Raw genomic sequence first — 12967 nt, 5'->3', positions numbered from 1 at the left:
GGCCGGATGCGCGGTTAAGCTGTTGCGGGACGCGGGGCATGGAAGCGGGAACGCAGCGCTTCCAGCTTATGATGTACGCTGCCGTCGTAGACGCGGTCGCCCACCTGAATAACCAGGCCGCCCAGGAGCGATTCGTCCACGCTGATGCTGAGGCGAACTGAGGCCCCGGTGAGCGATTCGAGCGCATCGACGAGTGAAGCATGCTCATCGTCGTCCAGCTCGTGGGAGGAGCGTACATTTACTTCAACGATGCCCTCCTGTTCATCACGCAGCGAGCGGTACGCTGCCAGAATCTCAGTCACAAGCGAAGCGCGCTGTTTCTCAATGAGCAGTTTGAGGAAACGCATCATCAGCTCGCTCACGTGCTCGGGGAGCAGCGCCGATACGACGCGCCCCTTCTGCTCGGCAGAGAGCACCGGGCTGGTGAAGACACGCGCCAGTTCGTCGTTGTCGGCAAGCGTGGTGCGGAGCAAATCCACGTCGTCGTCGATGATGGACATTGCATCCGAATCGTGCGCCTCCTCGGCCAGGGCCGAGGCGTAGCGCGTGGCGACCGTGTGTTGACTCATAACAAGAGGGGGAAGGCAAGCGGATCCAGCGAATTCAGCAGGCCGAGACGACCTGGAAAGCTGGATGCATTAATTGGTAGGAAGGTCGTCAATGAAGTTGTTGACCAGTTCGCGGTGGCGGTCCGCATCCAGGTCCGCCTGCACGACTTTCCGTGCGGCTTCGATGGCGAGATCGGCCACTTCGTCGCGTAGTTCATCGAGGGCGCCTTGCTTTTCGCGCTGGATCTCGGCTTGCGCTTGGTCGCGCATCCGGGAAATCTTATCGCGCGTCTTGTCGAGTTCCTCTTCACGGAGCTCTTCGGCGGCTTCGCGGGCTTCTCGAAGAATGCGCTGGGCTTCCCGCTCGGCTTCGCGGCGCTTTTTCTCGTTTTCGGCCTGCATGGCCTTGGCCTCCTCCAGCGCCTGCTCGGCGCGCGTCATTGAGTCTTCGATGCGCGATTCGCGTTCTTCGAGGGCTTCGGTGATTGGGCCCCACCCGAACCGGTACAACAAGAACAGGAAGATGACAAACGCGAGCGCCTTCCAGAAAAAGAGGCCGGCAGAGGGCTCAATGAGGCTTTGAGCAAGGTAAAAGGCCATAGCACAAACGATAGGGCTTAGCGATAACAGGGCGAAGCCAAGCAAGAGCAGCAGCTATCTGTAAAGAGCTGCTGATGCTAAGCTTCTAAGATAATAATCGATGCAAGGAGCAGTGGTGCAGGGGCAATGGCCTATCCTCGTGCGCAAGAATACGCGGCAGGAAATGCCGTGCAGCGCATAAACCGAGGCTGGTTCCATAGCAAACAGGCAGCCACATCGTGCAGGGCCGCTTCGGGCCATGTGCCGCGCAACAAGGTAGCAGACACACGCGAAGCGAAGGGCCCTGCACACGCAGGCTTGCGGGGTGTGCTGCTTAGGCGAGGAAGACCAGAAGCAGGCAGATCACCACAGCAAAGAGGGCAACCCCCTCAATCAGACCCGCGGAAACAATCATGAGGCCGCGGATGTCGCCAGCAGCTTCGGGCTGGCGCGCCGCACCGTCCATTGCGGAGTCAGAGAGGCGGCCGATGCCGTAGCCGGCACCGATGGTAGCAAGACCGGCACCAATGCCGGCGGCGAGGTATGCAAGAGCAGCAGGGTCCATGGTAGTATGTAACGTGTTGGCGTAAGGAAAACAAGCGATTAGTTACAAAAATTGCGAGGCCGTTGATGCCCCGCCTGACATAGCGCAAGCCGCGCTGTCAGTGAGCTGGTTGGGCCCAGGAGTGGGCGCATGAGCTCAGTGTGCCGATGCGGTGGCCGAGGCCCCCTCATCGTGAGCGTGGTCGTGCTCCTCAACGGCCATACCGATGAAAAGCGCCGACAAGATGGTGAAGACGTACGCCTGAATGAAGGCAACAAGCAACTTGAGCAGCAAGACAAACACCGTGAATCCTGTGCTAATGATGCCAGCACCCCATGCTGCAGCACCGGTGGTGAAGAGCACATTCATTACGAAGACAACGCCAATCAAGCTGAAGATGATGAGCGCGCCGCCCATCATGTTGGCAAAAAGACGAATTGCGAGCGCCACATGCCGCGTGATGGCCCCCATGATCTCAATAGGAATCAGGATGACTCGGATGGGCCACGGGGCGTCCGGCGGGCCAAGAAGCAAGTGCTTCCAGTAATCGGCGGTTGCATTGACCTGGCCGATAATGAATGTGGAGAAGGCCAGCAGGCCCGTCACAGCGATGTTACCAGTCGCCGACCCAGAAAAGGGAATCAGCCCCAGAATATTAGCGACAAGGATGAAGAAGAAGGCGCTTAAGAGAAAGGGAAGGAATTGCTTGTACTTCGGTCCGATGTTGGGTTTGGCCACCTCATCACGCAAGAAGACAATGATGACCTCCATCATGTTTTGCAGCACCCCACGAGGGGCCTCACTGCGTCCTATGCCACGCTTGTACCGGTTGGCTAATGTAATAAACACGACAGCCACAATACCCATCGCCAGCAGACCAAACATAAAGTGCCGGGTAATGGAGAGATCAACCACGATCTCGCCCTGGCCAGCGGGGGCTACCGTGCCGTAGAGGTGTTTCTTTTCGGCAATGAGATCGTCCAGTTCAGCGCCGGGCGTCACCAGATCGTCTTTTCCTTCAGGATAGATGCCGTAATTACCTGACTTCAGAAGACTTTTTGTGCTGGATGCTGCATCCAGGCCGAGGTTGCCCTGGGGATTGCGAACCAGCAAGATGCGAGGAAGCTCAATGCTTCCAAACGGACTGAAATCGAGGTAGTATCCGTCAGCAGCGTGACCGATGATGGCCCGGTTTACAACGTAGTCGAGCGTAAGATCGTCGGCCGCGGCGGCGGTACGGGCCGTTGCCGCTTCTGCAGATGCTTTAGATGCTTGGGCCGCAGGCACCATTAGCGGAGCCAAGAGGACGACCATCAAGACGAGTGCGGCCCAGAAGGAGCGACAGCGAGAGGAGCAAACAGGTCGATTCACCGAAACGGTACCTGGTCAATGTCAAAAGTGTGGCGAAAAGGGGAGCGGAGGGGCAAAGTTGGATTAGACCTCCTCAATACGTTGCCATACCGTAGTCAACTCTACACCCATGCTAAGCAAGAGGGCACCGAGCAGCGCACTTGTAAAAGCAAGCGTATGCACAGGCAGCCAGAGCAGAGTGAGGATGAGCCCCAGAGCTACGATCAAAGCGCGGAGCATAATGCCTCGCACAGTTGCCTGCATCGCGTCGGGAAGCGAGTCCGCCCGCAACGCGAGCCGATGACTCATTCCGCGAACGGCGCTGCTTACAACTACGATAGCACTGCCAAGCAGAGCGCCAAACCACCACGAGGAAACCATGCAATCGAGGTAATCGGGGACTGCGTTATCGGGGCGTTGTGCTTGCAATCAATGCAAGCAGCCCGTGGCATGACAGGTGTATGCGGCAAGCACCTGCGCAACACACCTGTGAACGTAACGCAGCCTGCAGTGGAAGACTTGTGAATAGCGGTGAATAATAAATGAATGCATGGGTGGTGCTGATTTAACCTCAATTTGTGCGCTGATCTTCCCCCTATTTGTTCAGGGGCAACCTGTTATTGTCCGGTAGGAGGAAGAGAGGAGTGATACAGCGTAACGAGGATGTAGACCGCACCCACAAGTCCAACGATTGCCCCTGCAAGCAGGCCCCACGGTGCAGTAGCGAGTGCATGGTCTATTCCCCATCCAAGCAGCGGGGGAGCCGTGACGGCACTTGCCAGTCGCCAGCCCAGATCAATGTGAGGCGCCATGTCGTGCCATGCCTCACGCCAGGGATGCTCTGGAGACGACGAGGTGTTTTCAGGCGGTGTGCCATTTGAGGGAGCATCAGGATCAGACACAGCGAGTCATGCGGCTAAGTCAGTGTGAGAAGTCTACAGTGGGAAGCAAAAGGGACAGATCGTACACACAAGGGTTAGCTGCGACGAATGCTACTGCGATGACGCGGTGTCAGCAGAAGAGGAAGCCGATGTCGTCGGCTTTCCTTTTTGGGACGTCTCTTTCTTCGTTTTTGCCGGAGCATCTGAATCTGAGGCGGTACTTGAGCGATCCGTGTTGACAGCATCGTCGCCCATCATGCATTCGCCTGTGAAGCGGGCACCCTCCTCGACGACTAATTGTTTGGTGCGGATGTCGCCGTCGATGCGGGCAGTGCTCTTAAGTACGAGGCGCTCTGCTACGCGAATTTCGCCCTCTACGCGTCCTGCAATATCAGCGTTGGTCGCAATAATTTCGCCTTCTACTCCGCCGCTTTTGGCAATGATGGCTCGTCCGTCTACGTGCATTGTACCTACAATGCGCCCGCTGGCTCGAACGTCATTTTCTGTGCGTAACGTACCCTCGAAGGTCGTTCCCTCGCCTACCAAGTTAATCTGGTCAGACATTGTCCGCTTATTTTTAGCCATGGTTCGGTCGGTCGATTCGTTAGAGCTAAAGATCCCCATAGGGCACGATGGTTAATAGGTAGAGACGCCAGGCTGCTTGCGTTGAAGCGCAGCCAGGCATCGAAGACAGTCGGAGGGTGGTCTGGAGTATAAGAGTGTTCGCACTACCAACCAGCCACCAGAGTGCGCGGATCTTGCGCCAACCCATGGTGCCAGAGTTCAAAGTGCAGGTGCGGGCCTGTTGTAATTTCGCCCGAGTTTCCGGTAACGGCAATGACTTCTTGCGCACGTACATAGTCGCCTATGCGTTTCATGATGCGCTCGTTGTGTTTGTAGACAGAGAGATAGCCATCGCCATGTTGGATCGCAACTGTGTAGCCACCTTCCTGGGTCCAATCGGCGAGCACAACATATCCATCGCCCACCGTACGTACGAACGTACCCTCCTGTACAGCAATATCGACGGCGTAGTGCTCGTCGCGTGGTTCAAATCCACGGGTCGGGTAGCCCGTTTCGACAGGAGGAGGGACGGGAGCGGGAAGGGCCGGCAAGTCGGCGACCGAACCAGCGGGGGCCCTGCTCGACGAATCAGATCCGCCAAACTGGGTGATCGTAAGAGCAGGCTGCTGGTGCAGTGTCCAACCAGTGTCTTCCGAGTCAGGGCGTGAAGATGAGGAGGGAGAGGGGCGCTCGTTTTCAGAGGATTCGTTTGAGGGAGATGTCGCATCGGCGCGGCCAGTAAGCAATTGTTGCAGCCGTTCAATGTACTGGCGCTGTACATTCAGTGTGTCTTGGAGAGCAGTCACACGTACGGCGTTTAGCTGGGCGTTGCGCTCCATCGTTTCGGTCCCGTATCCGGGAATAAGCTGTCGCACAGGTGTGAACGCCACGAGGCTGGCAGTGAATAACGATACAGCAAGAAGCGTAGCGCTACACAGCCAGAACACATGCCGAGGTGTAACCTGGTAGCGGCGCGGCTCACGAGCGGAATCTTCCTCAATGAGCAGTACCGTGTAGGAGGCATCAGAAGGCCGAACCAGGTCAGAGAGGAATGTCCACATACGGCAAAAGAGCTACAAAGGAGCTACAAAAACAAGAAAGCCAATGGAGAGCACGCAGAGGGCTACGCGCTGCTGCAGGGGGCTATGCCGCCACCAGTTCGGGGCGATGCGGCAAGTAGCACAGGGTTGACATCTAATTGATGAATGTAGGGGAAACATCCTCTGGGGGTACCGGTGGTGCGTACATAGGTTTGAGTGCTATGCACTCAATGACCCTTCATTTTGTCTTACGTGAACTAACGGGCTACGTTTATCATGCCACAGAATAAATCTGCGAAGAAACGCCTCCGTCAAGATAAAAAGAAACGCACGCGGAATCGCGCGCAGAAGCGTAAAGTGCGTACGCTTGTTCAGCAGTTGAAGAATACAGAAGACCCCGAAGTGGCGGCAGAGCTGCTGCCGGACGTGAAACGCGGCCTTGACCGATTGGCCTCCAAGAACCTTATTCACAAAAACAAAGCCGCAAATAAAAAGAGTAAACTTGAGAAGTACGTCAACAGCTTGTAGCGGCGGGCGAATTTGGGATTAACATCGGAAAAATGGGGCCTCCTCTTTGTTTTTCGAGCGCATCTTCATACATTCATGACGGTGTGCCCTTGCTCCTTACCGCATCAGTGTGAATACTGAACAACACCGGCACATGTACGGCTGTACGTTATACCCTGCACGGTGGCATTTTGTACGGTTTCTCGTATTCCATGCGCCTGTCCTCTTTTTTGCGTCAGACATCAGTTCGCAGAGGCTTGCACGTACTCGTTTAGCCGTACTGGAAAAGGTTGCGTGCGAAAAAGATTGCATACGTGCCACATGCCACATGCATCCGTCTCCTCACTGACCATAGTTGCGTTGGTGCGCGCTCCCTCATACATTCTGTTTAGCGAGCGATGCACGCTGTGCGTTTAGCATGTTTAATAGATCCGTATGGGCAGTTTTGTCATTGGTATTACAAATACCGACGTGCGTAATTGCTTTCGTGCATATGGATTAGCGTAACGACCAACCTGTCCGACACTGCTTCTTAAAAGCTTTTAAAGCTATGACCCGAACATTATCCTTATCCCTCTTATCGTTCATCCTGGCGTTTGCCTTCACAGCGACCACTGCTGACGCGCAGACGAAGCGCGCCGGCGACACGTTCTACTTCAGGGCGGGCGTTGGTATTGCCGACTACGCGGGCGAGTACAGCCCGGTCAACGAGTTTAGTGATATTTTTGACTCTGACAAGTTCGACGAGAGCTTCCCGTATAGTCTCTCCGGCGAGTTCGGGTACAAGTTCAATCCTAACTTCGGAATAGGGCTCGGACTCCAATACGGCGACTACCAGTTTGCGGGAGGTCCTCCACGTGGCGCGGGCGCTCCGAGCGCTGGCATCACAACCACGTACCTGACAGGACGCTTGGGTCTTGGCGCGCAGAGCTGGATCATCTCGCCATATGCGGACTTTGGGGTGCATGCGTCGTTTGGAGGCGAAAGTACCGCCTTTGGGCCTTCGTTCGCGGGTGGGTTTGACGCGGTAGTTAGCCGCCACGCCTCGCTCTTCATCGAAGCGCGTAGCCACCTCGTTCTTGATGGGGAAGCCATTGACGGCGTTGATCAGGGCGAATACTCGATGGATGCCCTCACGGTAATGCCCACGCTTGGCTTCCAGTACACGTTCGAACCGGCCACCACGGCTCCGGTCATTTTCTCGATCGATGGACCAGCTGAGCTCGACACCGGCGAATCGGGCACGTTCTCTGCAACCGTCAACGAAGACGAGGTAACGTCGCCCGTTTCCTATCAGTGGAACTTTGGCGATGGCAGCACAGGCTCGGGCTTGCTCACGACGCACGGCTTCAGCCAGAGCGGCCAGTATGAAGTGACGTTCACGGCCAGCAACTCGGCCGGAGAAGTGTCCGAAACGCTTACTGTTGAGGTCACCGATCCGCCTGTCCCGGCACAGATTGCAACCATCAATGCCAACCCCAGCCCGGCGACTGCGGGGCAAGAAGTCACCTTTACCAGCAACGTGCGTGGCGATACGCCGATCACGTACAACTGGGACTTCGGCGATGGCAACACCGGCTCGGGTGATACCGCAACGCATACCTTTGAGGAGCCCGGTTCCTACACTGTTACGCTTGATGCGTCCAACGACGTAGGCGACGATTCCCGTTCCCTCACGCTGCAAGTCGATCCCGACCTGCCGCCGATCTGCGAAACGGTCAGCGAGCTGAATCCGGCGTTCTTTGGAGTGAACTCCAGCACGCTTACGGATGAAGCGCGCAGCGCCCTGCAAGAAAATGCAGAAATCCTGGCTGAGTGCTCGAACCTCACGGTTCGCGTCGAAGGCTTTGCTGCCGCCGGCGAACGCAACCCGGATGAGCTGTCGCAAGATCGTGCACAGGCTGTCGCGGACTTCTACGAAGAAAACGACGTGCCGAGCGATCGCATCGAAGCGCAAGGACGCGGTGCTATCGAGGACGACACCACCTCGAAGAAGGCCGGTACCGAGCAGCAGCGTCGCGTGGATTCCATCCCGCAGCGCTAACGCTTCGATCCTGACTTCGTAACGGCGCGCATCAGTACGCTTTGATGCGCACCGTATAACCTGACTGCGAGCCTGCCCTCAGATGAGGGTAGGCTCGCTTTTTTTGTTTCTATATGTGACATCTCTAAGACATCTCTAAAGTCAGGGCTAATCCTGCCCTATGCCTTGCTCCAGACCCATATGGCGTATGTGCTCGCAAGCAGGTACGATTATGTGCGCGCAACTATGCGTTCGCGAAACGTGTCAACGCCCAACGGTGCCGACATCTCTTTGCCTCAGAGGAATTTGTAAAAGTACAGATGACCACATCTATCAAACGACCTCTATGGCGTATCCGATGGGCTACAGCTGTGGTACAGGCTGTCGTTCTGAGTTGGGCTGTTGCTGTGGGCGTAGGCTGCATGCGGCCCGTGCCTCCCGAGATCGTGGCGCTACACGGTCCAGAGCACATCGGGCAAGATACAGCGGCGGTCTTTACAGCACGCATCAACGATGAGGCTACGGAGCCGGTGCGCTTACTGTGGGATTTTGGCAATGGATACGAAGATCGGGGCCTGCGCGTGCGCCACGTATTTACCACCGAGGGATCACACACCGTTCGGTTTCGGGTGGAAAACGAAAGAGGTCATGACATGCGAACCTGGATGCTGCGTGTGGGAAATCTGCCCCGGGCTCCACAAATTGCAACCGTGCAGGTGCAGCCCAATCCCGCACGAGTCGGAGAGCGTGTGCACTATGAAACCCGTGTTGATGGCGCTGCCCCCACACGGTATCGCTGGACGTTTGGCGACGGCGCGCAGTCGGAAGAGGCAGCACCCACCCATCGATACGAGGCCCACGGCACGTATGCGGTTCGGGTGCGGGTGGAGCACGCTACTGGCACAGATGCGCGCACCGTGCAGATTGAGGTAGAGCCGGACCTCCCCGACTTCTGTGCGCCACCGGTAGCTGGAAATGTGGTCTATTTTGCCCGAAATGCCAGCGTGCTGCCTGATGCGGCCAGCGAAGCACTCCGCGAGAATGTCTCGCTGTTCCGCGACTGCGCTCCGCTTCCTATTCGCGTTTTGGGGTACGCCACAGCCGATGAACGCAACGCCAATGCACTGGCTGCTGACCGAGCCGCTGCTGTTGTTGCAGCATACCGGGCGGCTGGGGTTGCCGCAGAGCGACTCCAGGCCACCCATCACGTAGAACTGGCTCGTAGGGCGGGGAAAACGCCGAAATCGGGATTCGTTCAAGGGCAACGCGTAGATTCATCTTTGCAGAGGCGAGCGTCCGGCGAGTAGCCGCTGCCGGGTCCATAAATAGCACGCTGTAAACTCAACCTCGGGTGTGCCGTATCCACATCCAACTGGGGAAGCCTATGCCTGCTCGCAAGCCAGCCGACTTAAGCGTTGAATCTTATGCCGCAGTTCGGACGCCACGCCCAGCAACGCACCGCTCGGGCCCTGAAGGCAGAAGCCGCTCGGCTGGGATTCGACGCCTGTGGCATTTCCACCGCGGAGCCGCTCGATGAAGAAGCCCGACGCCTCGAACAGTGGCTCCTCGAAGGCCGCCACGGCACCATGCACTGGATGGAGCGCCACTTCGACAAGCGCATCGATCCCACGCGACTGGTGCCCGGCGCCGAAAGCGTGATCTCGGTGCTACACAACTACTACCAGCCCGACACGCAACACGACGAAGCCGCCACCACCGGCAAAATTAGCCGCTATGCCTGGGGCGACGACTACCACGATGTACTCAAGGAGCGTCTCTACCTGCTTTTACACTGGCTCGAAGAACATGTGGGGCAGTCGGTGCACGGGCGCGCCTTCGTCGATTCGGCGCCTGTGCTCGACAAGGCATGGGCTGCGCGCAGTGGACTCGGCTGGCAGGGCAAGCACTCCAACTTGCTCAACCGCGACATGGGCTCGTTCTTCTTCATCGGTGAGATTATTGTAGATGTGCCGCTGCCCGCCGATCATCCGGTCGAGGACTTCTGCGGCTCGTGCACCCGTTGCGTGGATGCCTGCCCGACCGATGCCATCTACCAGCCGTACGCGGTCGACGCCACGCGCTGCATCTCGTACCTGACGATCGAGCACGGCGGCGATGACGTGCCAGGGGCGATCTCAAGCGACATGCAGAACTGGATCTTCGGCTGTGACATCTGTCAGGATGTGTGCCCATGGAATAAGTTCAAGGAGCCTACCACCGAGCCCCGCTACCAGCCGCGCGACGGCATGTCGGACACCGATCTGCGCGACTGGGTGGAGCTCGAACTTGAAGAGTTTCGCGAGCGCTTCTCCGGCAGTCCCGTCACCCGCGCCACGTACGAGGGCTTCCAGCGCAACGTGCGCACCGCCCTCAAGAACGTGACGGATGATGCATGAGGCAAAAGGCCGTACATCCGCCCGTAACATAAAGCTATTGCATGACGAGGCCGCCGTCCACAATCAGGTTCTGGCCGGTGATGGCACGCGCCCACGGCGAGGCAAAAAAGAGCACCGCATCGGCCATTTCTTCCGGCGTGGTCACCGAGCGCAGCGGCGTGGAATTGCGTATGAGGTCGAACACCTCGTCAGAGGTGGCGTCGCTGGCGTCGGTGCGGTCGAGGAGTCCGCCCGAAACCATGTTTACGGTGATGCCTTCGGGCCCGAGTTCCTGCGCCATGTTGCGCAGAAAGCCGAGCAGCGCGGCCTTGCTCGTGGTGTAGTCGTGATACGGCACGACGGGGTTCTGCACCAGATTAGAGCCAATTGCCACGAAGCGCCCGAATCCAGCCTCTTTCATGGCCGGGCGGCACGCCTGTACCAGATGCAGCGCGGCTTGCACGCTGCCTTCGAGCTGCGTCTGATAGTTGCTCCACGACACCGTGTCGGCAGTGGCGCGCGCCTCGGCATCAAACTGAAAGTCGATCAGCGCATTGCTAATGACGGTGGTTACGGGCGCGCCAAAGTGATCGGCGGCGGCGTCGACCATGGACTGCACGGCCTCGCGATTGCGCACGTCGGCCTGATAGGGAAGCGCGCGGTCGCCAATTGAGGCGGCCACCTCGTGGGCGGCGTCTGTGCTCTGATAGTAATTCACGACCACGCGGGCGCCTTCGCGTCCGAACGCACGGGCCAGGGCGGCACCGAGTCCGCGACTGGCACCGGTAATGAGCACGACCTGGTCAGAGAGAGGAGGAGCAGACATAAGCAGGGGGATTGCTGGAAGAAATGCGAAGCCAGCGGTGCCCCTAAGGCAAACTTACACGGGGAACAGCGGGAAGCTTTCCTTCGCCGGTATGAGCCGGATCAGGTTCGAAGGGTGTATCTCTCAGCCCCAGGCACATTCCTGCGCGGGGGCACCCCCAGCTTCGCGATCGAAAAGATGAATTTGGGGGATGCGACGGTCCATCCGTTGCACGACAGACAGATGCATCTCCTAAACAATGCCTAACGTACCACAGCGCCCATGCAACCGCAACGATTCTACGTGTCTTCGTGGGGTGTTGCCATCCTATTGGCCTGCTGCTCTTCAGCGTCGGACCGCCACTCTTTGGGCACGACGACAAGGAGCCAGATCAGTCCAAAAGCAACCTGTGCGCCAGCAAAGACCCGCACGGCACCTGCCAAGTCGAGCCAGCCCAGTTCCAGGATCACGCTGGCGATGCCGATAGAGAGGCTTTCGGCAATCATCACCAGGAGCCACTCGGTGGCAAAGACGCGTCCGCGATAGGCGTCGTCGGTGCGCTTCTGCAAGAGCACCGTAGCCAGCACCCAGTTGCCGCCACTGGAGGCGTGCGCCATAATCACCAGCGCAATGACCGTAAACAGGGCGAGCCCTTCGGGGGCCCATGGCACCAGCCCCACTGCAAAATAGGCCACGCCGCTCACCGCAATGGCGCTGCCCAGCACGACGGGCCAGTTCGATTGGTTGGTGAAGAGCCCGCGTGCAATAATCGGCCCAATGCCGGTGCCAATGCCGCGCGCCATAAACAGCACGCCAATGCCCGCCGCGATGGCCCCCGGCGACACCTGCTCGCCAATGAGCGTGAGCATGTAGACGAGTCCGCCCCCGGCCAGTGCCCAGGTGGCTTTGGCTGTAGCAATGCGCGCCACCCGAGGGTGCGATCGCAAGTGCGCCCAGCCGTCCCAGATCTTGCGTGCGGCGGTGCGCAGCAGCGGATCGTCGGCGTCTTCGGTGTTCTGAGGAATGACGGTGCGGTACACAAACCAGGCCGACCACAGATAGGTCAGGCAGTCGAGGATGAACACCGCCTCGATACCGGCGAACTCCACTACGAATCCCCCCAGCGCAGCGCCCACTGCCAGCATGGTGGACCAGGTGGCCGAGGAGAGGGCATTCGCCGTCAGCAGCTCACGCGGTGATGTAATGTTGGGGATGGAGGCGCTCTTCGCCGGCACGTAGACTGACCCGACGACGACCTGCGCTGCAATGAGCACGTAGATAAGCGGCACATGCGCAGCCTCGTGAATCAACAGAAAGCCCAGCACAATCACCGACCGGATGAGATCGGCCCCGATCATGAGGCGGCGACGGTTGTAGCGGTCTACGATGAGCCCGGCAACCGGTGCGGCCAGGGCCCACGGCAGCATCTTCGCCAGAAAAATCACGCCAATGGCGAGTGGTGAGCCGGTGAGCGTAGAGACAAGGGTGTAGAGCGCAATCAGATTGAACCAATCGCCCAGGAGCGAGAGGCTGCTTCCGAACCAGAGCCGCCGGTAGTTGACGTTCGTGCGCAGCAGTTCAAGGTACCCGGCGCGGTCCTCAACGTTGATGTCGTGCTTGTGGGATCTGTAAGCCATAGGATCTTTGACATGACCGACGGCGCCCCAGGTTTCTGGGGCAGCGACCGTCTGCAATTCCTTGCAGCAACGTTGCGCGGTAGCAAAAAAACGAGGTCCAACGGCGGACCGTTG

General features: G+C 58.3%; 14 protein-coding genes and 1 riboswitch. Of the genes, 4 read left to right on the top strand and 10 right to left on the bottom strand.

Annotated features, from left to right (window positions below):
- Positions 1 to 14 precede the first annotated feature (14 nt).
- The 8 genes from atpH to CRI93_RS13030 all read right to left on the bottom strand — a co-directional run bounded on the left by atpH (position 15) and on the right by CRI93_RS13030 (position 5527).
- Positions 15 to 569 (bottom strand): ATP synthase F1 subunit delta, encoded by a 555-nt coding sequence (atpH, locus tag CRI93_RS13060; protein WP_098063088.1) that lies wholly within the window; start codon positions 567 to 569, stop codon positions 15 to 17.
- A gap of 69 nt (positions 570 to 638) precedes the next feature.
- Positions 639 to 1148: a F0F1 ATP synthase subunit B gene (gene atpF / locus CRI93_RS13055; RefSeq protein WP_098063087.1), complete on the bottom strand. Its 510-nt coding sequence runs from the start codon at positions 1146 to 1148 to the stop codon at positions 639 to 641.
- A 313-nt stretch (positions 1149 to 1461) separates the two neighbouring features.
- Complete coding sequence (atpE, locus tag CRI93_RS13050) at positions 1462 to 1692, bottom strand: ATP synthase F0 subunit C (protein ID WP_098063086.1); 231 nt, start codon at positions 1690 to 1692, stop codon at positions 1462 to 1464.
- Positions 1693 to 1827: 135 nt separating this feature from the next.
- Positions 1828 to 2985: a F0F1 ATP synthase subunit A gene (atpB, locus tag CRI93_RS13045; RefSeq protein WP_098063085.1), complete on the bottom strand. Its 1158-nt coding sequence runs from the start codon at positions 2983 to 2985 to the stop codon at positions 1828 to 1830.
- Between the two features lie 120 nt (positions 2986 to 3105).
- Positions 3106 to 3402, bottom strand: a complete 297-nt coding sequence (locus tag CRI93_RS13040) for a hypothetical protein (protein ID WP_141491712.1) — start codon at positions 3400 to 3402, stop codon at positions 3106 to 3108.
- A gap of 236 nt (positions 3403 to 3638) precedes the next feature.
- Positions 3639 to 3923: an AtpZ/AtpI family protein gene (locus CRI93_RS15210; RefSeq protein WP_141491711.1), complete on the bottom strand. Its 285-nt coding sequence runs from the start codon at positions 3921 to 3923 to the stop codon at positions 3639 to 3641.
- A 90-nt stretch (positions 3924 to 4013) separates the two neighbouring features.
- Positions 4014 to 4466 (bottom strand): bactofilin family protein, encoded by a 453-nt coding sequence (locus tag CRI93_RS13035; protein ID WP_245850526.1) that lies wholly within the window; start codon positions 4464 to 4466, stop codon positions 4014 to 4016.
- A gap of 164 nt (positions 4467 to 4630) precedes the next feature.
- Positions 4631 to 5527, bottom strand: a complete 897-nt coding sequence (locus CRI93_RS13030) for a peptidoglycan DD-metalloendopeptidase family protein (RefSeq protein ID WP_098063082.1) — start codon at positions 5525 to 5527, stop codon at positions 4631 to 4633.
- Positions 5528 to 5782: 255 nt separating this feature from the next.
- On the opposite strand from CRI93_RS13030, the gene rpsT reads away from it, so the two are divergent.
- The 4 genes from rpsT (at position 5783) to queG (ending at position 10432) form a co-directional block, all read left to right on the top strand.
- Positions 5783 to 6034: a 30S ribosomal protein S20 gene (gene rpsT, locus CRI93_RS13025; protein WP_098063081.1), complete on the top strand. Its 252-nt coding sequence runs from the start codon at positions 5783 to 5785 to the stop codon at positions 6032 to 6034.
- 529 nt (positions 6035 to 6563) lie between these two features.
- Complete coding sequence (locus tag CRI93_RS13020) at positions 6564 to 8057, top strand: PKD domain-containing protein (protein ID WP_098063080.1); 1494 nt, start codon at positions 6564 to 6566, stop codon at positions 8055 to 8057.
- 401 nt (positions 8058 to 8458) lie between these two features.
- Complete coding sequence (locus CRI93_RS13015; RefSeq protein WP_176521870.1) at positions 8459 to 9343, top strand: PKD domain-containing protein; 885 nt, start codon at positions 8459 to 8461, stop codon at positions 9341 to 9343.
- A 117-nt stretch (positions 9344 to 9460) separates the two neighbouring features.
- Complete coding sequence (gene queG, locus CRI93_RS13010; RefSeq protein ID WP_098063078.1) at positions 9461 to 10432, top strand: tRNA epoxyqueuosine(34) reductase QueG; 972 nt, start codon at positions 9461 to 9463, stop codon at positions 10430 to 10432.
- A gap of 34 nt (positions 10433 to 10466) precedes the next feature.
- Here the strand turns inward: queG and CRI93_RS13005 are convergent, their stop codons facing one another.
- The gene (locus CRI93_RS13005) at positions 10467 to 11237 is read right to left on the bottom strand and encodes a 3-oxoacyl-ACP reductase (RefSeq protein WP_098063077.1); all 771 of its coding nucleotides are present in this window, start codon (positions 11235 to 11237) and stop codon (positions 10467 to 10469) included.
- 61 nt (positions 11238 to 11298) lie between these two features.
- Positions 11299 to 11406: riboswitch (TPP riboswitch) on the bottom strand.
- A gap of 109 nt (positions 11407 to 11515) precedes the next feature.
- Positions 11516 to 12853 carry an MFS transporter gene (locus CRI93_RS13000; protein WP_098063121.1) on the bottom strand — a complete coding sequence of 446 codons (1338 nt, stop codon included), beginning with the start codon at positions 12851 to 12853 and terminating at the stop codon, positions 11516 to 11518.
- Between the last annotated feature and the right edge of the window lie 114 nt (positions 12854 to 12967).

It is taken from the genome of Longimonas halophila (assembly GCF_002554705.1).
Lineage (GTDB): Bacteria > Bacteroidota > Rhodothermia > Rhodothermales > Salinibacteraceae > Longimonas > Longimonas halophila.
This window is presented reverse-complemented; position numbering and strand designations above follow the sequence as displayed.

Excerpts from the sequence above, each read along its gene's own strand:
- CRI93_RS13030 (WP_098063082.1), bottom strand. The coding sequence starts at position 5,527 with ATGTGGACATTCCTCTCTGACCTGGTTCGGCCTTCTGATGCCTCCTAC.
- CRI93_RS13040 (WP_141491712.1), bottom strand. The coding sequence starts at position 3,402 with ATGGTTTCCTCGTGGTGGTTTGGCGCTCTGCTTGGCAGTGCTATCGTA.
- rpsT (WP_098063081.1), top strand. The coding sequence starts at position 5,783 with ATGCCACAGAATAAATCTGCGAAGAAACGCCTCCGTCAAGATAAAAAG.
- atpF (WP_098063087.1), bottom strand. The coding sequence starts at position 1,148 with ATGGCCTTTTACCTTGCTCAAAGCCTCATTGAGCCCTCTGCCGGCCTC.
- queG (WP_098063078.1), top strand. The coding sequence starts at position 9,461 with ATGCCGCAGTTCGGACGCCACGCCCAGCAACGCACCGCTCGGGCCCTG.
- CRI93_RS13000 (WP_098063121.1), bottom strand. The coding sequence starts at position 12,853 with ATGGCTTACAGATCCCACAAGCACGACATCAACGTTGAGGACCGCGCC.
- atpE (WP_098063086.1), bottom strand. The coding sequence starts at position 1,692 with ATGGACCCTGCTGCTCTTGCATACCTCGCCGCCGGCATTGGTGCCGGT.
- CRI93_RS13015 (WP_176521870.1), top strand. The coding sequence starts at position 8,459 with ATGCGGCCCGTGCCTCCCGAGATCGTGGCGCTACACGGTCCAGAGCAC.
- atpH (WP_098063088.1), bottom strand. The coding sequence starts at position 569 with ATGAGTCAACACACGGTCGCCACGCGCTACGCCTCGGCCCTGGCCGAG.
- CRI93_RS13005 (WP_098063077.1), bottom strand. The coding sequence starts at position 11,237 with ATGTCTGCTCCTCCTCTCTCTGACCAGGTCGTGCTCATTACCGGTGCC.
- CRI93_RS13035 (WP_245850526.1), bottom strand. The coding sequence starts at position 4,466 with ATGTCTGACCAGATTAACTTGGTAGGCGAGGGAACGACCTTCGAGGGT.
- atpB (WP_098063085.1), bottom strand. The coding sequence starts at position 2,985 with ATGGTCGTCCTCTTGGCTCCGCTAATGGTGCCTGCGGCCCAAGCATCT.
- CRI93_RS13020 (WP_098063080.1), top strand. The coding sequence starts at position 6,564 with ATGACCCGAACATTATCCTTATCCCTCTTATCGTTCATCCTGGCGTTT.